The 19,231-nt window shown below is 70.4% G+C and carries 17 protein-coding genes and 1 tRNA gene; 7 read left to right on the top strand and 11 right to left on the bottom strand.

The window, feature by feature from the left end:
- Window positions 1-199 precede the first annotated feature (199 nt).
- From BIU99_RS10920 to galU, 6 genes are all read right to left on the bottom strand, one after another.
- The gene (locus BIU99_RS10920) at window positions 200-1,375 is read right to left on the bottom strand and encodes a N(5)-(carboxyethyl)ornithine synthase (RefSeq protein ID WP_064296538.1); all 1,176 of its coding nucleotides are present in this window, start codon (window positions 1,373-1,375) and stop codon (window positions 200-202) included.
- 147 nt (window positions 1,376-1,522) lie between these two features.
- Window positions 1,523-1,599 (bottom strand) — tRNA-Ala (locus tag BIU99_RS10925).
- Between the two features lie 51 nt (window positions 1,600-1,650).
- On the bottom strand, window positions 1,651-2,304 hold the full coding sequence (locus BIU99_RS10930) for a hypothetical protein (protein ID WP_139205400.1): 654 nt from the start codon (window positions 2,302-2,304) through the stop codon (window positions 1,651-1,653).
- 107 nt (window positions 2,305-2,411) lie between these two features.
- Entirely contained in the window at window positions 2,412-3,437 is a 1,026-nt protein-coding gene (locus tag BIU99_RS10935; protein WP_064296540.1) for a hypothetical protein, read from the bottom strand.
- A gap of 84 nt (window positions 3,438-3,521) precedes the next feature.
- Window positions 3,522-4,175: a GNAT family N-acetyltransferase gene (locus BIU99_RS10940; RefSeq protein ID WP_064296541.1), complete on the bottom strand. Its 654-nt coding sequence runs from the start codon at window positions 4,173-4,175 to the stop codon at window positions 3,522-3,524.
- Between the two features lie 135 nt (window positions 4,176-4,310).
- Window positions 4,311-5,204 carry a UTP--glucose-1-phosphate uridylyltransferase GalU gene (galU, locus tag BIU99_RS10945; RefSeq protein WP_064296542.1) on the bottom strand — a complete coding sequence of 298 codons (894 nt, stop codon included), beginning with the start codon at window positions 5,202-5,204 and terminating at the stop codon, window positions 4,311-4,313.
- Window positions 5,205-5,357: 153 nt separating this feature from the next.
- On the opposite strand from galU, the gene BIU99_RS10950 reads away from it, so the two are divergent.
- The 3 genes from BIU99_RS10950 to mscL are packed head-to-tail and all read left to right on the top strand — an operon-like array spanning window position 5,358 to window position 6,829.
- Window positions 5,358-5,957 carry a 5-formyltetrahydrofolate cyclo-ligase gene (locus BIU99_RS10950; protein WP_064296593.1) on the top strand — a complete coding sequence of 200 codons (600 nt, stop codon included), beginning with the start codon at window positions 5,358-5,360 and terminating at the stop codon, window positions 5,955-5,957.
- Window positions 5,958-5,989: 32 nt separating this feature from the next.
- On the top strand, window positions 5,990-6,331 hold the full coding sequence (locus BIU99_RS10955) for an FmdB family zinc ribbon protein (protein ID WP_064296543.1): 342 nt from the start codon (window positions 5,990-5,992) through the stop codon (window positions 6,329-6,331).
- 51 nt (window positions 6,332-6,382) lie between these two features.
- Window positions 6,383-6,829 (top strand): large conductance mechanosensitive channel protein MscL, encoded by a 447-nt coding sequence (mscL, locus tag BIU99_RS10960; RefSeq protein WP_064296544.1) that lies wholly within the window; start codon window positions 6,383-6,385, stop codon window positions 6,827-6,829.
- A 36-nt stretch (window positions 6,830-6,865) separates the two neighbouring features.
- Here the strand turns inward: mscL and BIU99_RS10965 are convergent, their stop codons facing one another.
- From BIU99_RS10965 to BIU99_RS10975, 3 genes are all read right to left on the bottom strand, one after another.
- Window positions 6,866-7,081, bottom strand: a complete 216-nt coding sequence (locus BIU99_RS10965; RefSeq protein WP_064296545.1) for a hypothetical protein — start codon at window positions 7,079-7,081, stop codon at window positions 6,866-6,868.
- 16 nt (window positions 7,082-7,097) lie between these two features.
- On the bottom strand, window positions 7,098-10,799 hold the full coding sequence (locus tag BIU99_RS10970; protein ID WP_231884410.1) for an AAA family ATPase: 3,702 nt from the start codon (window positions 10,797-10,799) through the stop codon (window positions 7,098-7,100).
- A gap of 135 nt (window positions 10,800-10,934) precedes the next feature.
- Complete coding sequence (locus tag BIU99_RS10975) at window positions 10,935-12,149, bottom strand: ROK family transcriptional regulator (RefSeq protein ID WP_083397298.1); 1,215 nt, start codon at window positions 12,147-12,149, stop codon at window positions 10,935-10,937.
- Between the two features lie 116 nt (window positions 12,150-12,265).
- Here BIU99_RS10975 and BIU99_RS10980 point away from each other — a divergent pair, with 116 nt between their 5' ends.
- Window positions 12,266-13,468, top strand: a complete 1,203-nt coding sequence (locus tag BIU99_RS10980) for a glycosyltransferase family 1 protein (protein WP_064296595.1) — start codon at window positions 12,266-12,268, stop codon at window positions 13,466-13,468.
- Here the strand turns inward: BIU99_RS10980 and BIU99_RS10985 are convergent.
- Window positions 13,431-14,465, bottom strand: coding sequence for a Gfo/Idh/MocA family protein (locus tag BIU99_RS10985; RefSeq protein ID WP_064296547.1), 1,035 nt, complete (start codon window positions 14,463-14,465; stop codon window positions 13,431-13,433). The two genes, BIU99_RS10980 and BIU99_RS10985, sit on opposite strands and share 38 nt — an antisense overlap.
- Before the next feature lie 164 nt (window positions 14,466-14,629).
- Between BIU99_RS10985 and BIU99_RS10990 the strand changes: the two genes are divergently transcribed.
- Window positions 14,630-15,127 (top strand): LysM domain-containing protein, encoded by a 498-nt coding sequence (locus BIU99_RS10990; protein ID WP_064296548.1) that lies wholly within the window; start codon window positions 14,630-14,632, stop codon window positions 15,125-15,127.
- A 19-nt stretch (window positions 15,128-15,146) separates the two neighbouring features.
- Here the strand turns inward: BIU99_RS10990 and BIU99_RS10995 are convergent, their stop codons facing one another.
- Window positions 15,147-16,571 (bottom strand): CitMHS family transporter, encoded by a 1,425-nt coding sequence (locus BIU99_RS10995; RefSeq protein WP_071261164.1) that lies wholly within the window; start codon window positions 16,569-16,571, stop codon window positions 15,147-15,149.
- A gap of 228 nt (window positions 16,572-16,799) precedes the next feature.
- Between BIU99_RS10995 and BIU99_RS11000 the strand changes: the two genes are divergently transcribed.
- The gene (locus BIU99_RS11000) at window positions 16,800-18,542 is read left to right on the top strand and encodes an ATP-binding protein (protein ID WP_071261166.1); all 1,743 of its coding nucleotides are present in this window, start codon (window positions 16,800-16,802) and stop codon (window positions 18,540-18,542) included.
- Entirely contained in the window at window positions 18,539-19,210 is a 672-nt protein-coding gene (locus tag BIU99_RS11005; RefSeq protein WP_064296551.1) for a response regulator, read from the top strand. The genes BIU99_RS11000 and BIU99_RS11005 overlap by 4 nt, the downstream gene beginning before the upstream one ends.
- Window positions 19,211-19,231 lie beyond the last annotated feature (21 nt).

Genomic DNA, 19,231 nt, shown 5'->3' on the forward strand with positions numbered 1-19,231 from the left:
GACAGGCTCAGGGACCGGAAGGGGTCACTCAGTGACCGGGGAACGATTGCTCGAGGACCGGAGGGTTCCGGGCGGACCACCCCCGGTCACTGAGCCTGTCGAAGTGCCCACGAGAGGCCTCCCGGGCGCGGTGCCTCCGTCAGTGGTTCACCGAGAGGCCCGCCGCGGCCCGCTGCTTGAACGGTCGGCCGAGAACCGATCAGCCCGGGAGGACCTCGTGCGGGTACTCCGCCGACCGGTGCTGGAACTCGGTGATCGCAGGGTTGCGGATGACGCCGTCCTGGATCTCGACAGCCCGCTGGACGGTCAGGCTGTCGACCCAGGCGGCCGGGCCGGCCAGGACGGTGGGCAGGAACGGCAGCAACGCCTCACTGTTCTCCCAGCTGGACGAGTTCCACAGCAGCGAGGGGCTGTGGTCGACCGCGTAGTAGTTGATCTCCCCGGGCCCGACGGTGAACATCGGGTCGTCGAACCCGGTGGTACGCGCCCATTCGAACGCCATCCCCTCGTCGCAGGAGACGTCCACGATGAGGCTCCCGGGCCGGAACGCGCCGAGGTCGTCCTCACGGAGATAGAGCAGTGGTGCGTTCGGGTCCTGCAGCGTGCAGTTGACGACGATGTCGCTCTCCGCCAGGAAGGGCGCGAGTGGCACGCGACCCTCGTCGGTGATGACCTCGCTCAGGTACGGGCCGTCGTCGTGGTCGAACTGGATCATGCGGGCGGAGTGGATGGGCGCCGCGACCGCCGCGACCCGGCGGTTGGTGAGCACGCGCACGTCGTGGATCCCGTGGGCGTTGAGCGCGGTCACCGCACCTCGGGCGGTCGCGCCGAAGCCGATGACCACAGCGGTCAGGCGACGGCCGTAGCTGCCGGTGGAGCCACAGAGTTCCAACGCGTGGATCACCGAGCTGTAGCCGGCGAGTTCGTTGTTCTTGTGGAAGACGTGCAAGCCGAAGCTGCCGTCGGCGGCCCAGTGGTTCATCGCCTCGAAGGCGATCAGCGTGAGCCGTTTGTCGATCGCGAGCTGCGTCAGCGCGGTGTCCTGGACGCAGTGCGGCCAGCCCCAGAGTGTCTGCCCGTCGCGGAGCTCCTGGACATCCTCGAGCTGCGGTTTCGGCAGGAGGACGACGTCGGCCTGCGCGATGACCTCGGCGCGTGTCGCGAACGAGCGGACGGAGGGCGCGATCTCCTCGTCGGAGACACCGAACCGGGCACCGTAGCCGTGCTCCACGACGATCCGAGACCGGAACTCCTCCGGGATGCGCTCGAAGTGCGCCGGGTGGATCGGCACGCGTCGTTCGTCGGGCTTCAGCGAAGTGCCGATCACCCCGAGGACGGCATCGTGCTGCACGGTCGGTTCGGATGGTGCTGGCATGACTGCTCGTCCCGTTCACGGGAACCGAAGCGGCGCCGTGCTCCCGACCGTACAGGACGCGGAGCGCAGCCGAAACGGCACAGGACGCTACCGACACCCGGAAACACGACAACCCCGCACTGTGAGGTGCGGGGTTGTCGTTGCAGCTGGTGGACCCAAGGGGATTCGAACCCCTGACCCCCTCGATGCGAACGAGGTGCGCTACCGGACTGCGCCATGGGCCCAACTACTCGTCCAGGCTAGCAGAACCGACGACCCGTTTCGAACCGGCCGCGCTAGTCCTCGTAGGGGTTCGGGCCGTCGTCGACCGGCATGCCACCGTCCTTCGGGTTTGCGGCGATGAGGGCAGCGAGGTCGAGATCGCGGAACCAGCGGAGCCGCTGGCTCCGGGCACGCCGATAGTGCTCGTCGACGACCGGCTCGTCGAGGACCCGGTCGAGCTTCGCCTGGATGGCGCGCTCCAGGTCGCCCCACGCACGCTCACGAGCGGATTCCGCGATCGCCGCGACGAACTCCTCGTCCTTGCTCACCCGACGGAGTTCGGCGGCGAGGCCCGAGTACACCTCGCGGCGACGGGACAGGGCGCTCAGGTCGCCCGCGCGGTAGTCGTGCTGGTGACGTGCACTCCCCCGACGCTGGAAGGCCGTCTGGCGCGCCTCCCGTGCGAGGTCCGCGTACTCCTCCTGCTCGTCCGCCATGCGCCCCAGCTCGCGCCGGACAGCCGCCTGCGTCGCCTCGGCGTCGTAGGACGCGCCGTCGCGGAGTGCTCGCTCGATGATCCAGTTCGTGACCTCGACCACGGTCCAGGACCGCGCGATGAGGAGGCCTTCCTCGACCGCGTGCTCGACCGGCGGCGGAGCCACCTCAGGGGGCGCGACGTAGGGCTTCATCGGCTTCCGCCGGCTCTTCCGCCACACGCCCATGGTCACCTTTCGCGTTCCAGGGCGCCGACGAGAACCGAGCGACGAACCCCCTCGACGAGTCTATCCGTCGCCGGTGACCGGTTCATGAACGACCGGACGGGCGCGGTCGGGACTCAGCCCGCGGCGCGGCGACGCTGCAACAGGGTGGATCCGCCGGCGGCGATCTCGCCCTCGTCGATGACGCCCATCGAGGCGAAACGACTCGGGGCCGACTGCGGTTCGACGCGCTCGGGCTGCGGAGCGGCGACGGGCTCCGGACGTCGGACGATCGTCGGTACGACCGGCGCGAGACGCTCGGCGCGGGACGCGATGGCCTCCTGCATGGCCGCCTGACGCAGGCGGTCGTAGGCGTCGGCCTTCGCCAGCTCGGCGGCAGCCGACGAGCCCTCGGAGAGGTGGAGCGGCTTCGGGATGGACGTCGGGGTCCAGGTCTGCGCCTGCGACGCCGCCTTGACGGGCTCGTTGTACTCGAAGAGCGCCGACTCGACACGCCTGGTCGTGACAGCGACCGCCGGTACCGGTGCGACGGCACGGTGGGCGATGCGCGACATCCGGGAGAGCGCAGAGAGCGCGAGCATCCCGACGACCGTGGACGAGATACCGAGGACGAGACCGCCACCTGCGATGAACGCGGTCACGCCGGAGCAGAACCCGATGATGGAGGCGACCAACACGGTGGTCGCGAGCAACCGCGACCGACGACGGCTCCGCGCGAGCTTCGCCGCTCGGGCGTTGCGCTGGACGGCACGGGCTGCGGCAGCGGCGGCGCGACGAGCATCCTCCGCGGCACGGGCGGCGGCTTCGGCCTGCACGGCCTTGGCCTCCTCCTCGCGACGGATCCGATCGGCTTCGGCGAGTTCGACGCGGGCCGCCGCCTCGGCCGTCGCCTTCGTCCTGGCCTCGAGCTGCTTGAGGAGCTTGCGCTGCGCGGCGACCTCACGCGACGTCGCCTCGAGCCGGACCGCCTCCGGAACCTCGGCCGTTTCGGCGAGCACACGGAGCGTCTGCTGCAGCCGGATCGCGTTGCGCTCGCTGGCCGAGAACTGACTGTCACGCACCCACGACGGCACCAGGTACACCAGCCACAGCATCGCTGCGACCAGAATGATCACCCCACCGCTCAGGAATCCGCCGTCCATGTCCCTGACCGTAGCGGGTCGATGACCTGAGACCGATCAACAGCTGGGTGTGTCCCCGGATGGAGGGCGAAAACGGCTACCTGCTCAGCGGGTGGGGAACGGCGCCGCGGCCGCGAGACGGTCGGCCTCGGGGATCACACACGCGTCCTTCGGGACCTGGCCGTCCAACCACCGGTTGAGGACGCCGCCCGGGACCTCTTCGCGGACGAGGCCGAAACAGAAGTGGTCGCGCCAGTCGCCGTCGATGTGGATGAAGCGGCGGCGCAGACCCTCGTACCGGAACCCGAGCTTCTCGACGACCCGCAGGCTCGGAGCGTTCTCGGGCCGGATGCAGATCTCCAACCGGTGGAGCTGCAGGGCGGTGAAGCAGTGGTCGGTGGCCAGAGCGGTCGCGATCGGTGTGGCACCGAGACCCGCGAACCGCTGGGAGACCCAGTAGCCGATCGACGCCGAGGCCAGCGATCCGTACGTGATGCCGGAGACGTTGAGCTGGCCGGCGAACTCCCCGTCGACCTCGATGACGAACGGAAGGCCCGCGCCCGAGCGCGCGTGGTTCTGCAGCGACCGGATCGCCGCACGGCTGTCGGCCGGGACCGGGCCGTAGGGACTCGTCGCCTCCCAGCGGCGCAACCAGGCTCGGTTCTCCGCGAGCTCGCGCTCGAGCGGCCTCGCGTCACGGACCTTGATCGGCCGGATGCTCACTCGCCCACTGCTCAGAACGGGTACGACCTGCGCCACCGTGCCACCCCTCTCGCGTTCTGTGGTGAGCCTAGTGGAGCGCTCACCGATGCACCGACACCACGTCGTCGACAGCATCGCGCCCCGAGATCCGCTGTCGCGGACCCGGGGCGCGGCGTGTGTCGTCGGCTGGAGTCAGTCGAGGTCCCCGGCGAAGTCCTTGAGCCACGGACGCAGCTCGGGACCGAGGTCCTCGCGGTCGACCGCGAGCTGCACGATCGCCTTGATGTAGTCGAGGCGGTCGCCCGTGTCGTAGCGACGGCCACGGAAGATGACGCCGTAGACGCCGCCCGTGCCTTCGACGTCGGCGGCCATCTCCTGGAGCGCGTCGGTCAGCTGGATCTCGCCGCCCTTGCCCGGCTCGGTGCGCTCGAGGATCTCGAACACCTCGGGCTTCAGCACGTAGCGACCGATGATGGCGAGGTTGGACGGGGCGTCCTCCTTCGCAGGCTTCTCGACGAGGCCGGTCACCCGCACGACGTCGGAGTCGTCGGTCGCCTCGACGGCTGCCGCACCGTACATGTGGATCGAGTCGGGGTCGACCTCCATGAGGGCGATGATCGTCGCGTTCCGCTTGTCCTGCTCCTCGAGCATGCGCTCGAGGAGGACGTCGCGGGCGTCGATCAGGTCGTCGCCGAGGAGCACGGCGAAGGGCTCGTCGCCGACGTGGCGCTTGGCCCGGAGGACGGCGTGGCCGAGGCCCTTCGGGTCTCCCTGGCGCAGGAAGTGGATGTCGGCGAGCTCATTCGACTCGTTGACCTTCTCGAGGCGCTGGGTGTCACCCTTCTTCGCGAGGTTGAGCTCGAGCTCGGTCACGCGGTCGAAGTGGTTCGCAAGTGCGTTCTTGTTGCGGCCGATGATCATGAGCACATCGGCGAGCCCGGCGCTGACGGCCTCCTCGACGACGTACTGGATGGCCGGCTTGTCGACGACGGGGAGCATCTCCTTCGGCAGAGCCTTCGTCGCCGGAAGGAACCGGGTGCCGAGACCTGCTGCGGGGATGACTGCTTTGGTAACACGAGTGGTCATGAGGAAAAACCTATCGTGTGGAGTCGGTGAAGTACCCGAATACCCCCTCGATCGAGGGTGAAATCCCCCGAACCCCTGGACGAGGCGGCGGATGTCGGGTAGGACGACGGGCAACGAGCCGGGCGCGACGACGAGCCGTTTAGAATGGGTCGCATGACGAGCCCCGCCGAACACGAGAAACGAGCGCTGCGCGCCGAGCTCCGTGAGCGGCGGGAGCTGCTCACCTCCCTCGAGAAGGAACGGTCGACCACCGGCCTCACGGACAACCTCCGAGCCCTGGTCTCCCGATTCGGCGCGAGCTCGATCGCCTGCTACCTCTCCTCCCCGAGTGAGCCCGACACCAGGCCCTTCCTGCAATGGGCGCAGGAGGCGGGCATCCGCATCCTGTTCCCCATCACCCGCACCGACGGGCTCCTCGACTGGACGATCGGCGAAGAGGGCATCGAGACGGTGGGCTTCGCCGGCACCCCCGAGGTCGTGGGTACCACCCTCGGTCCCATCGCGATCAACGACGTCGACCTCATCCTCGTCCCCGCGGCCGCCGTCGACGCCCACGGCATGCGCATGGGGTGGGGGCGCGGGTACTTCGACAAGACGCTCGGCTCGATGGAGCGCTGCCCTCCCGTCTACGCCGTGCTGTACGACACCGAGATCCTCGACGAGGTCCCGAGCGAGATCCACGACGAACCCGTCGGCGGTGCCGTGACCCCGAGCCGCATCCTCGATTTCGACCAGGTCAGACCGCGCCGCTGAGCGCGCCGACCCACCACATCCCAGGAGACCCCGTGCCCACCTACGCCTACCGCTGCACCGAGTGCGGCAACGCCTTCGACGTCCAGCAGTCCTTCACCGACGATTCCCTCACCGAGTGCCCGGCGTGCTCCGGCAAGCTGCGCAAGCTGTTCAGCGCGGTCGGTGTCACGTTCAACGGCTCCGGCTTCTACCGCACGGACTCCCGCGCCGGTGCAGGCAAGGGCTCGAGCTCCATCCCGGCCTCCTCGAAGTCCTCGGAGGGGTCGTCGAGCTCGTCCTCCTCGGACACCACGGGCGGTTCCTCCTCTTCGGGCGGCTCCTCCAGCTCCGGCTCCAGCGCCACACCGGCCTCCGCCGGGAGCGCCGCGTCCTGAGCCGGTAGCGTAGCCAGGGTCCTGTCCATCCCCGATCCTCAGGGAGACCCCATGCTCAAAGGCTTCAAGGAGTTCATCCTCCGCGGCAACGTGATCGACCTGGCAGTGGCCGTCGTGATCGGGGCCGCGTTCACCGCCATCGTCAACTCGCTCGTCGAGAACATCTTCAACCCGCTGCTCGGGGCGCTCTTCCGCGCGGAGAGCTTGAACGACGCGTTCAACGTCTCCATCCCGACGGTCGACGGCGACCCTGCCGTCATCCACTTCGGCGCGTTCATCGGCGCGACCATCCAGTTCCTGTTGGTCGCCGCCGTCGTCTACTTCGTCATCGTGCTGCCGATGAACCACTTCAAGCGCGTCACGACGAAGCCGACGATCGCTGATGAGCCAGCAGCACCGAGCGAGCTGTCGCTGCTCACCGAGATCCGCGACGTGCTGAAGACGGGCACGAGCGCTCCGCTGCCGCCCGCTCGCGACGACACGACCGACGGCCGCTAGTCCGACTCGTCGAGCAGCACCGACGTCCCGTCCCGCTCACCAGTGGGGCGGGACGTTGCGTTGCAGCTCGTCGTCGTTGCCACCGCCGCCAGCGGGTTTGGCGGCTCCGCCCCAAGCGGCGTCGGTGTCCTCCGCAGCCTTGACGGGATCGGCCGGCAGCTGCGGCGCGGGATCCGTCCCGGGAGCACCGGGGCGGATCGCCCGCCTCGATCCTCGGGGACGGACGATCCGAGGCTCCTGATCGTCCTGCATGATCAGTGTCCGACCATCAGTGGCGTGGGACCTGCACGGCGATCGGCGCGGTGTCGAGGTGCTCGGTCGTGTTGAGCCCGAGCACACCGGCCACGCGCTGCGCGACCGCCTCGGCGTCGGCGAAGAGGTCGAAGCTGTGCACGCGGACGTAGTGCCAGCCGAGACGGCGCAGGACGTCGGGGCGGAGCCGCAGCGACTCCCGGAGGCTCGCGTCACCCAGCTCCTCGTCGCACTCGACGACCACGGCTCGGCCACCCCACGAGGCGACCAGGGCGAGCTTGCCGCGGTAGCCCATGTCGACCCGCATCCCGAGTGTCTCGAGGCGCGTCGCGAGGTCGACGAGCATCGGCTCGGCCTCGTGCGTCGCCTGATCCTCGGAGGCGCGGCGTGACGTGTCCGTGAGGATGCGTGCGAGCGCGAGGATGCCGTGCTGGATCCGGTTCTGGTCGAGGTCCTCGGGGCGGACGCAGGAGACGATCACCATGGACCGCCGCGCGCGCGTCATGCCGACTGCTAGCAGCCGGTCGCCGCCGGGCTGACCCAGTGCGCCGAAATCGGACAGGACCCGTCCGTGCGGCGTCAGACCGTACCCGATCGAGAAGATGACGCGGTCGCGGCTCTCGGCCACGGACTGCTCGAGTGTCAGGACGGTGAACGGTTCAGCCCGCTCGCGCAGGAGGAAGTCGGAGAGGTCGGCACGACGGGAGAACGCTGCGAGGACCGCCTGCTGGACCCGGACCGCGTGCTTGTCGCTCGCGGTCACGACCATCAGGGATTCCTTCGGGCGGTTCGAGGCGTGCTCGAGGACGAGTTCCACGACCCGTTCGACCTCGACGTCGACACTCTCCACCGCTCCGGTGACCGGGTCGGGCATGCCGAGCCCGCCGGGCACGTAGTCGAGGCTCAGGCTGCCGTGGCCGAGGAACGAACCCGCCCACGGCAGGGAGTCGATCTGGCCGCCGTAGAACCGCTCGTTGACGAGTTCCGCGAGGTCCTCGCCTCCCGCGCGGTAGGAGCGCGTCAGCATGAGGGTCGGCAGGACCGAGCTCAGCTGTTCGAGCGCGGACTCACGGTGCAGCTCGGCGATGTCGGCGTGCTGCTCGGGCGTCGCCTCCTGATCCGTCAGACGGATCTCGAAGGGCGAAGGACTCTGCGTCACGGGGTCACCGAAGGCGACGACCTGACGCGCACGACGGATGGCGTCCACGTTCTCCGCGAGGAGCGTCGCCCCCGCGTCGACGAGGAAGACGGCGTCGAAGGACGCGCTCTCGGGGATGCGGGGCACCTCGTACGGCGAGACGAGCCAGACCGGCGCGAGGACGCGGGACAGCGTCGGAGCCGCCTGCTCGAGCTCGGCCGCTCGGAGCGGTCGATCGCGCTTGAGGAGCGAGCGGAGCGCCATACCTTCGGTGGCGTGGTCGACGAGACCGATCTTCCAGGTGTCGGCCAGCAGCGAGGCGAGGAGCTGCCCGGACGCGGACGCATGCGCCTCGTCCACCAGCCGGAAGTCGGACTCGAGGCGCTCGACGACGCTCGTGTTCGCGCCGAGCAGACCGCGGTCCTCGGTGAGCACGAGTTCGAGCATCGACTGCCACCAGGCGAGTTCGAGCTCGTCGGCGAGGCGCGTCCGCGGCACGTGCCGCTGGGACAGGTCGACGATGAGTTCACCGAGGCCCTGCTCGCGCAGGCCGGCGAGGATCGCGGTGCGCTCCTGGAGGTTGTGGAGGACCTCCGACTCGGCAGCGAGCTCGGAGATCGTGCGGACGAGACTCGGGATCGCGAGGCGGCCGAGGCGGTCCGGGGTGTCGGCGATGCCGAGCGGCTGGTCGACCAGCTCGAGCTTCGCGGCGACCGTCTGGTACGCCTGCTCGACGTCCGCGATGCCGAGCGGCACCTCGGGCGGCGCACCGGTCGTCACATAGCGCTGCCACAGGGTGCGCTGCTGCTGGATCCGACGGAGTGCGGCGTTCATGTCGGGCACGTGTGCGCCGGGCCGCAGGTACTCCTTGGCCAGGGCCTTGAGTCGCCGGCGGCTCGCCGACGACATCGCGGCGGAGTCCTTCCGCGGGCTCGTGGCGACGATGAGGTCGGCGAGCGACCGGTCGAAGACGTCCGGCTGGAAGCGGTCGAGCGTCTCACGGATGTCCGCGAGGAGTCGCAGGTAGATACCCAGCTCGTCGATGGACTCGAACGGCCGCATCTGCGTCTGCCCGATGAGGCCGTACGCACGCTCCAGCAACTGCGGCAGGTCCTTGCGGTGCAGGCGCTTGGCGAGGTCGTGGGTCTCCTGGGCTTCCGCAGTCGTGTCGAACGACGCGCCGTACCAGGGCGAGTCGCCCGGTCCGTAGCGGAACTCACCGAGGGCGGCCGCGCCTTCGAGCGCCTCCGCCGCGCGGGAGCGGCCCGCTGCGAGTCCGACGAGCGTCTGGCGGTCGAGTCGGACCAGGGTTCCCGGAGGGTGCGGCAGCTTGGAGAGCTTCGAGAGCGCTTCGAGTGCGTCGATGACCGAGACCCGCAGATCGGGGTCCTTCGCCTGCAGCGAGGTGCGGTAGTCGATGAGGACCCGACGCAGCCGGACGAGCGCGTCGTCGACCTCGCCGACCTGCGGCGGGATCGCCCGCTCGTTGCGCGTGATCGCCTGGATGAGGTCGCGACGGAGGGTCGACGGCGACGCGCACAGGCCCGGCAGACCGACCTTGGTCAGGCGGTGGCGGATGCCCTCCAGCGTGGAGCGACGGGGGCTGACGACGAGGACGCGCTTGTGCTGCGAAGCGAGCACGCCGATGGCGTTCACGATGGTCTGCGTCCCGCCGGTGCCCGGCAGCGTCGTGACGACGAGCGAGTTGCCGGCGCCGATCTGGGCGATGACGTTCTCCTGCTCGACGTCCGCGTCGAGCAGGAGGGTGTCGGTCGACGGCGGGCGGTCGTCCTGGCCCGGCGCGTCGACGGGCGTGAAGCTGCTGCGCACGAGGCCGATGGCCCCCTCGTCGCCGGCGACGGCGTCGAGGATCGGGTGGTCGAGCTTGGCGGCGTCGTCGAGCAGCGAGTGACCGACGGCGGCGAACGAGGAGACGAGCAGACGCGGCTGCACGGTGAACCATTCGAGCCCGGCGGCGAGCGAGCGGAGGCGGTCGATGACGGGCTGCGGCTTGAACACGCCACCCGATTCACTCAGTGCGACGAACTCGTCCGGATCGAGGACGATGCCGAACTGCTCGCGGAGGGCGCGGACGAGCTCCGGGTTCGCGGTGGTGGCACCGCGCAGCTTGACCTCGAAGTCGCGACCGTACCGGCGGATGGCCAGCGGTCGGAGCAGGACCGGCGCGCTGAAGTCCTCGCCCTGATGCGTCCACTGGGCGAGACCGACGGCGAGGTGGACGGCGTCGATGCCGCGGACGGTGGAGAGCTCGATGCCCTTCGTCGTGATGCGATCGGCGGCGCGCTTCGCTCCGCGGAGCGCGATCTCGTCGCGGATGAGGTTCGACAGCAGCGTCGACTTGCCCGAGATGAACTGCGGCAGACCACCGGGATGCGTCGAGCTGAGCTCCACCCGGGTCGTCGGGGCGTCCACGAAGTGGAGCAGCGGCGAGGGGCCGCCGACCGTGCTGAGCTGCTGACGCCAGGCGTGCAGCGCCGTGTCGACCACGCCTGCCGATGCCGCCACGGGACCCTCGCGGAGTTGCGCCTCCGCTGCTTCCCGTTCGACTCCGGACGTCACGTCGCCGTCATCCCGTCTCTTCTCTAGCCGCCACACACTTGCACCATACGTGCCCGGTAGTGGAAACACCGGGAAGCGGTGCGGTTTTTCGCCGAGTCCGCCGAGGAAATGTGCGACGCGCGCGTCGTCCGAGGGTCAGGAGACGCCGAGGAGGCCGGAGAGCACCATCACCGCGGTGCCCCGCAGGACGATGTCGGCGCCCTGCTCGCTCATCCGGATCTGGACGCCGCCGTGGAACTCGGTCATCGTGCGCGCCCGCACGGTCTCGATCGCCGCGTCGAGGAGCACGCCGGCGAGCAACTCCTCCGGGCCGCTCACCACGATCTCCGAGAGATTCAGCGCACCGACGATCGCGGCGAGCGAGACACCGAGTCGCTCCCCTGCCGCGCGCAGGATCTCCTCGCGACGCTGCTCGACCTCCGCGGTCGGAAGATCGCTCGCCTCGGCCGCCGCGAGGAGCTCGCGCAGGTGCGGCACGGCGAGCCAGGCCTCGAGGCACCCACGCTTCCCGCAGGCGCACAATGGTCCACCGTCGGTGCCGACGACCACGTGGCCGATCTCACCGGCTGCGAACCGGCTCCCGAAGAGCGGGTGACCGCCCACGAGCAGCCCCGCCCCGACGCCGTTCCCGACGCTCACGAGCAAGAGGTCGCCGTCCGCCCCGCCGAAGCTGTACTCCGCGAGGACGGCGGCATTGGCGTCGTTCGCGACGAGGACGGGTACCTGGGCGACCTGTTCGATCGCCCCCTGGAGGTCGACGTCGGTCCAGCCGAGGTTCGGCGCGCTGCGGACCGTGCCGGTCATGTCGACGATGCCGGGCGAGCCGACCCCGATGCCCAGCACCTCGACCGTCGCCTCCTCGACGAGATCTGCGGCGAGCGCGACGGCCTTCGCGATCGCGTCCGCCCCCATGGCGCCGTCGAGCGGCACCTCGAGCATGGTCACGACCTCGCCGTCGAGCGTCAGCACCGCGCCTCGGAACACCTCGGTGTCGGAGAGGTCGAGGCCGACGATCTGGAACTCGTCGCGGTTGATGTCGATGAGCGTGGCGGGCTTGCCCGGGCGAGAGGTCTCGCGGAGCCCGACCTCGACGATGAGGTTGTCCGCGATGAGCGAGGCGACGAGGTCGGAGATGCTCACCCGGGTCAGGCCGGTGGCTCGGGCGATGTCGGCCCGACTCATGGCCCCGCTGGCGAAGAGGGTCTGGAGCACGAGCGCCCGGTTGTGGCCGCGGGCGTGTTCCGGCAGGACCTTCGCGTTCGGCCGCAGCCGCCGCGCCGGGGTGTACGAGAAGGATTCGATCCGCTCCGACGCGCTCCCGCCGCCGCTTCCGAATCCACCAGCACTCATGCGATAAGTAAAGCAGGCTGCGCCTCATCGTGCGGCACCGCGATGTCACCCGATGGTCACCGACACGTCGCCCGCCGGGCACCGCTGCGACCCGTACGACGCGGAGCATCACGGGTGTGAGGATCGCAATCGTGACCGAGTCGTTCCTGCCGCAGATGAACGGCGTCACCCACTCCCTGCTCCGCATCATGGAGCACTTCGCGGACCGAGGGGATGAGGTGCTCGTCATCGCCCCCGGCGCCGGAGCCTCGACGCCGCGGCTCCACGAGGGCTTCCGGGTGGACGGCGTCCCGTCGATCCCGCTCCCCCGTTACCGGAACGTGCGGGTCGCCGCCGGCGGGGTCGGCCGGATCACGGAGCTCCTCCGCGGCTTCCGCCCCGACGTGGTGCACCTGGCCTCGCCGTTCGTCCTCGGCTGGCGCGGTGTCCAGGCCGCCGAGCGCCTGGGCGTCCCGACCGTCGCCGTGTACCAGACCGACATCCCGGCCTACGCCGGACGGTACGGGTTCCCGGTCGCCGAAGCGCTGCTGTGGCAACACGTCGAGCGCCTCCACGGCCGGTCGACGCTCACGCTCGCGCCGTCACGGCAGTCGATCGCGCAGCTGGAGGCGCACGCCATCCCGCGGGTCCGCTTATGGGTGCGGGGCGTCGACGCCGTCCGGTTCTCCCCGGAACGGCGCAGCGAGGCCTGGCGTCGGTCCATCGCTCCCGGCGGCGAGCGCATCGTGGGCTACGTCGGTCGACTCGCAGCCGAGAAGCAGGTCGAGGACCTCGCGGTGCTCGGCGGACTCCCGGGCGTGAAGCTCGTCATCGTCGGCGAGGGGCCGCTGCGTGCCTCGCTCGAACAGCGACTTCCGAACGCGGTCTTCACCGGATTCCTGGGCGGCGAGGAGCTGGCGGTCGCGATGGCCGGGCTGGACGTGTTCGTCCACCCCGGCGAGTCGGAGACCTTCTGCCAGACCATCCAGGAGGCGATGGCCTCCGGGGTACCCGTGGTCGCGACCGGTCGGGGCGGACCGGTGGACCTCGTCGACTCCAGCCGCACCGGGTGGCTCTACGAACCCGGCAGGCTCGAACAGCTGCGCGGGTTCGCCCAGGACCTCGTGGGCGACGAGGTGAAGCGGGCGGCGTTCGGTGCCGCAGCTCGGGCCGGCGTCCTGCCGCGCAGCTGGAAGAGCGTCAGCAGCGCCCTCATCGGGCACTACAGCGACGCCATCGAGTTGCACGAGGGCGCTCGGGCACGACGGATCGGTCTCGACCCGCGTGTTCAGGCGCCTCGGGTCATTCGCCCGGGTACCGGACGCCGATCTGGCGCCTGATTTCGTCGAGGGTCTCCATGATCGCGACCGTCTCGGCGAGCGGCATGATGTCACCGGAGAGCTTGCCCTCGGAGGCGAGCCGTTCGAGCTCCCACGCCTGGAAGTGCATCCCGCGGCCGTCCACCTCGGAACGGTAGGTCTCCACGACCTCGCCGTCGGTGCCGAACACCCGGAACGTCGTCGCCGTGTACCAGACGCGGTCGAACTCGATCCAGCCGTCGGTCCCCACGATGGCCGCGCGGTTCGGGCCGACGGTGTTGCTCGCCGACAGGGTGTTCGCCACCTGGCCGTCCGCGTAGCCGAAGAGGGTCGCGACCTGCATGTCCGCCCCCGTGTCGCGGAGCGCGGCCGTGGCCTGGATCGTCGTCGGGGTCCCGAAGACGGACGACGCGAAGGAGACCGGGTACACGCCGAGGTCGAGCAGCGCGCCGCCGCCCAGCTCGAGGTTGTTCATGCGGTGCTCCGGGTCGTCCGAGAGCAGCTGGGTGTGATCGGCGACGAGGCTACGCGGCTGTCCGATGACACCGTCGGCGAGCAACTCGCGGAGCCGGACCATGTGCGGGAGGAACCGGGTCCACATCGCCTCGAGCACGACCAGGCCGCGCTCCGCGGCGAGCGCCACGACCGCCTGCGCCTCGGCGGCGTTGAGGGTGAAGGGCTTCTCGATGAGGACGTGCTTCCCGGCGTCGAGCGCCAGCACCGCCTGCTCGGCGTGGAACGGGTGCGGGGTCGCGATGTAGATCACGTCGACCTCGGGGTCGGCGGCGAGCGCCTCGTACCCCACGTGGACGTTCGGGATGTCGAACTCGGCGGCGAACGCGGCTGCGGTCTCGGCGGATCGCGAGGCGACGGCCCGGACGTCGAAGCCGTGCCGTCGGAGGTCGGCGGTGAAGCTCTTCGCGACACCGGCAGGGCCGAGGATGCCCCATCGCAAGCCGGTGGACGGTCCTGCCGCGGGGGTTCCCGTTCCGGTCCGGTCGATGTCCTGCTCCGTCATGGCTCTCCTTCGATGCGCGTTCCAGCAGCCTACTGGAGGGCCCCCGCGCTCGGGATTTCGGGGCTAGCCCTGCTCGGACTCGCCGCGCCTCGCCGTAGGCTGAGGGTTCGACCGAGCCCAGCCGACCGCGTTGCGGGCCCGGTCCATCCTGGGGGGGATGCGCTGTGGGGCCGAAGGAATCGACCGGGCGTCGACGTGCGCTGCCGTACGCCCGGAACCTCGCGATCGGCGTGGCCGGTCTGTTCACCCTGAGCGGCTGCGTCTCGCAGCCGGCCCCGCCTCCGGTGACGGTGGTCGTCACCCAGCAGCCCGACCCGTCGCCCTCGGTCGCCCCGGTGCCCACCTCGACCGCGCGCGACGCCCTGCCTCCTGAGCCGGCACCGATCGTGCCGAACGCGCCGGCGGAACCGGCGGAACCGCTTCCGGAGGGCCCGGCGTTCGACCTCGGGCCGCGGGACGGCGCGCTCGGCCCGGTCGCCACGGATGCCGAGGGCAACCCGCTCACCTACACGGTGGTCGCCGGCGACGTGTTCTTCGACATCGCGCAGCGTTTCGACCTGCCGCAGCAGCAGCTGCTCCGCATGAACCCGTCGATCCCCGGCCTCGGACTCGACATCTACATCGGCGACGTCGTCAACCTCGACTGGACGACCACGCGTTGAGCCGCGGTGCCCGCCGGTGTCAGCCGAACGGGATGGTGCCGACGAGCACGCCGACAACGAGCATCACAAGCGAGACGATCGCGGCGCGCCACAGGACCTTCTTGTGGTGGTCGCCGAGGTTCACGCTGGCGAGCGAGACGAGCAGGAGGATGGCCGGAACGAGCGGGCTCTGCAGGTGGACCGGCTGACCGGTGATCGACGCGCGCGCCATCTCGACCGGTTCGATGCCGAAGGTCGAAGCGCTCTCGGCCAGCACCGGCAGGATGCCGAAGTAGAACGCGTCGTTGCTCATGAAGAACGTCATCGGGATGCTGAGCACCCCGGTGATGACCGCGAGGAACGGACCGAGCTCCGTCGGGATGATGTCGACGATCCAGTCGGCCATCGCGGAGACCATGCCGGTCCCGTTGAGGACGCCGATCAGCACACCGGCCGCGAGCACCATCGAGACCACGCCGACGATGCTCGGGGCGTGGGCGACGATCTCCTTGGACTGCTGCGCGAGTCTCGGGAAGTTCACCAGGAGGGCGATGGCGGTGCCGACCATGAACACGTAGGGCAACGGGACGAGGTCGAGCACGAGCAGCGTCATGACCGCGACCGTGAGCACGAGGTTCACCCAGATGAGGCGCGGGCGCAGCGTGTCGCGTTCGGGGTCGAGCATCGTGTCGGCCATGGCCGTGTCGTCGGGGCGGACGAGGGTCGCGAGGCGCCCACGGGCACTGGTCGAGAAGGTCGTCGACATGCCGCCGGTGAGCGGGTGGTCGGCGGGCCCGGAACCCGAACCCGGTGCGGCGACGCCGGAGGCACCGTCGCCGAGGAGGTCGACGCCCGCGAGGCGCTTGCGCTCCCCCAGCCCGAGGAACCAGGCGAAGGCGAACACGAGGACGAGGCCGGCGGCGAGCGACGGCAGCATCGGGACGAAGATCTCGGTCGGCGAGACACCCAGGGCCGAAGCGGCGCGGACGGTCGGCCCACCCCACGGGACGATGTTCAGCGTGCCGTTCGCGAGCCCGGCGACGCAGGTGAGGACGACCGGGTTCATGCCGAGCCGCAGGTAGATCGGCAACATCGCGGCGGTCGTCACGATGAAGGTCGTCGACCCGTCGCCGTCGAGTGACACCGCGCCCGCCAGGAGGGCCGTACCGACGACGATCTTCGCCGGGTCGTTGCCCAGCGCACGGACGATGAACCACACGAGCGGGTCGAAGAGCCCGACGTCGATCATGATCCCGAAGTACATGATCGCGAACATCAACAGGGCGGCGGTCGGAGCGAGGCTGCCGATCGCCTCGATGACCATGTCGCCGAGCCCGAGTCCGGCGCCGGCGAACAGCCCGAAGACCGTGGGGACGATGATGAGCGCCACCATCGGGGTGAGGCGCTTCGTCATGATCAGCACCATGAAGGTGAGGATCATCGCGAATCCGAGAATGACCAGCATGTCGACTCCTTCGTCTGCGTGCACCGCGGTGTGCACGATGGGACGTCACGCGGCGACACGGGCGATGGACCGAGCGCGGCGGGCGTTCCCGGAACCGTACGGGAGTGGCACGGAACTGTCTCGCTTGTGGGCGTTCGGCTCGGATCTGCGGGTTACACGACCTTCTGCGCATTCTGCTCATCACCTGGTCGACACCGCCCATCGCCCCGGCGACGTACGATCGGAGCCATGATCGGCGAGGAAGCGGAGCTGCCAGGTCGACGACGGGCCGGGCGCTCCAGCTTCGCGGCGCAGGTGCTGGTGCTGCAGCTGGTCGTCGTCATCGCGGTCGTCGCCGTGTGCACGGGCGTGTTCGCCTGGATGAGCAGCGAGCGCCTCGTGCGCGAGGCCCAGTCCACCGCCCTCGCGATCGCCCAGAGCGTCGCGAGCGATCCCGACGTCCGGACCGCCGTGACGCTCGAGGCACGTACCCCGGGGACGCCGACGGCGGCCGACCTCCGCACCGGTCCCCTGCAGGAGCTCGGCACGGAGGTCGGCACACGGACCGGGGCGCTCTTCGTCGTCATCACCGACGAGCGCGGGATCCGTCTGGCGCACCCCGACCCCGACCAGCTCGGGCTCCGGGTGAGCACCAGTGCGGAGGCGGCCCTGGCCGGGACGGAGTCGGTCTCGTGGGAGACCGGCACCCTCGGCCCGTCCGCCCGCGCCAAGGTGCCCGTCTTCGCCGCCGAGTCCTCCGACACCGGTGGGGCCGTGGTCTCGTCCGGCGCCGGCGAGGTCGTCGGCGAGATCAGCGTCGGGTTCGCCCCGCAGCGCGTGTTCGCCGACGTCGTGGGCGAGACCATGCTGGTCGCGGGCGCAGCGCTGCTCGCGCTGACGATCGGTCTGATCGCTTCGATGCTCATCCGGCGGCGGCTGCGGCGGCTGACCCTGGGCCTCGGACCGGAGGAACTCGCCGCGCTCGTGCAGAACCAGGCTGCGGTCCTCGGCGGGGTCGGCGAAGGCGTCCTCGGTGTCTCGCCGGACGGCGTCGTGACGGTGTGCACCGAGCAGGCGGCCAGGCTCCTCGACATCGGGTCGGTCATCGGGCGTCGGTTCGACGACCTCGATCTGCCCGAGCGACTGGTGGACCTCGTCGCGGACGACGCCGCGAGGCCGACCTCGGCCCAGCTCGTCGTCGGGTCCCGCGTCCTCTTCGTCGACGTCCGGCCCGTGTCCCGGGACGGCGTCGACCTCGGGCGAGTGGTCGTCGTCCGCGACCGCACCGACGTCGAGGCGCTCACCCGGCGGCTCGACGCGGTCGCGACGATGACGACCGCCCTCCGCGCGCAGCGGCACGAGTTCGCGAACCGGTTGCATGCGATCTCCGGCCTCCTCGAGACCGGGCAGGACGCCGAGGCCCGCGAGTATCTCGCCAACGTGCTCGACCACGGACCGCTGAAGTACCCGGTGCAGCACGCGGACCGCCTCACCGAGCCCTACCTCCAGGCCTTCCTCGGTGCGAAGGGGGTCGAAGCCGCGGAACGCGGGGTACTCGTCACCATCGGCTCCGAGACCCTCGTCACCGGCTCCCTGTGCGATCCTGAGGACGTGACCACCGTCCTCGGCAACCTGCTCGACAATGCGGTGAACGCGGCCGTCTCGGGCCGGGTCCGACCGGCCTGGGTGGAGGTCGAGGTCCTCGACCACGGCACCGAGCTGCACTGCTCCGTGATGGACTCAGGTGACGGCGTCGCGGCGACCGGCCAGGACGACGCGCCACCCGCCGCCCCGACCATCGGCCTTGGCGACCCGGACGACGTCCACGGCCACGGGTTCGGTCTGCCGCTCTCGCGCGACATCGCGCGTCGTCGAGGAGGCGACGTCTGGTTGGCGTCCCCCGGCGTCCGCGGCGAACACGGAGCGGTCTTCTGCGCACGGCTCCCCGGGACGGTCGAGCCGGCGCAGTCCCTGGCGGGAGAGGGATCGTGACGGCCGATCTCACCGTGCTGGTCGTCGACGACGACTTCCACGTCGCCCGCCTGCACTGCCGGATCGTCGACCAGGTCGACGGCTTCCGCGCGCTCAGTCCTGTCGGGTCGGCCGCCGAGGCCGCGCGGAGCATCGCCACCGAGCCACCCGACCTCGTGCTCCTCGACGGCTATCTGCCGGATCGGAACGGGCTCGAGCTCCTCGTGGACCTCCCGATCGACACCATCGTCGTCTCCGCAGCGTCGGACGGTGCGTCCGTGCGCCGAGCGCTTCGCGCCGGGGCCCTCGGGTACCTGGTGAAGCCGTTCGCGCCGCAGGTGCTCCAGGACCGGCTCGCCGCCTACGCCCGGTTCCGGAACGTCCTCGGCGAGGCGGTGAACGCCGACCAGGAGACGATCGAGCGCGCCCTGCGCATCCTGCACTCCGGCGACGCCGGGGCGACGACCCGGTCGAGGTCCGCCACGGAGACGGCCGTCCTCGAGGCGGTGTCGGAGGCGGACGGCGAGCGCTCGGCCGCCGAGGTGGCCGAGCTGGTCGGCGTCTCACGCGCGACGGCGCAACGGTACCTCTCCGCGCTGGCCGCTCGAGGTCTCCTGACGACGCAGCTGCGGTACGGGACCACGGGGCGTCCAGAGCACCGATACGCGCCGCAAGCCATCGGCCGCTGAGGCGTCCACACGCCGTCGGCT

The organism is Plantibacter sp. MMLR14_011 (assembly GCF_001865025.1).
Lineage (GTDB): Bacteria > Actinomycetota > Actinomycetes > Actinomycetales > Microbacteriaceae > Plantibacter > Plantibacter flavus_A.

Coding starts and splice junctions, on each gene's coding strand:
- BIU99_RS11000 (WP_071261166.1), top strand. CDS start 16,800: ATGATCGGCGAGGAAGCGGAGCTGCCAGGTCGACGACGGGCCGGGCGC.
- BIU99_RS10975 (WP_083397298.1), bottom strand. CDS start 12,149: ATGAGTGCTGGTGGATTCGGAAGCGGCGGCGGGAGCGCGTCGGAGCGG.
- BIU99_RS10985 (WP_064296547.1), bottom strand. CDS start 14,465: ATGACGGAGCAGGACATCGACCGGACCGGAACGGGAACCCCCGCGGCA.
- BIU99_RS10995 (WP_071261164.1), bottom strand. CDS start 16,571: ATGCTGGTCATTCTCGGATTCGCGATGATCCTCACCTTCATGGTGCTG.
- BIU99_RS10950 (WP_064296593.1), top strand. CDS start 5,358: ATGACGAGCCCCGCCGAACACGAGAAACGAGCGCTGCGCGCCGAGCTC.
- BIU99_RS10920 (WP_064296538.1), bottom strand. CDS start 1,375: ATGCCAGCACCATCCGAACCGACCGTGCAGCACGATGCCGTCCTCGGG.
- BIU99_RS10965 (WP_064296545.1), bottom strand. CDS start 7,081: ATGCAGGACGATCAGGAGCCTCGGATCGTCCGTCCCCGAGGATCGAGG.
- mscL (WP_064296544.1), top strand. CDS start 6,383: ATGCTCAAAGGCTTCAAGGAGTTCATCCTCCGCGGCAACGTGATCGAC.
- galU (WP_064296542.1), bottom strand. CDS start 5,204: ATGACCACTCGTGTTACCAAAGCAGTCATCCCCGCAGCAGGTCTCGGC.
- BIU99_RS10935 (WP_064296540.1), bottom strand. CDS start 3,437: ATGGACGGCGGATTCCTGAGCGGTGGGGTGATCATTCTGGTCGCAGCG.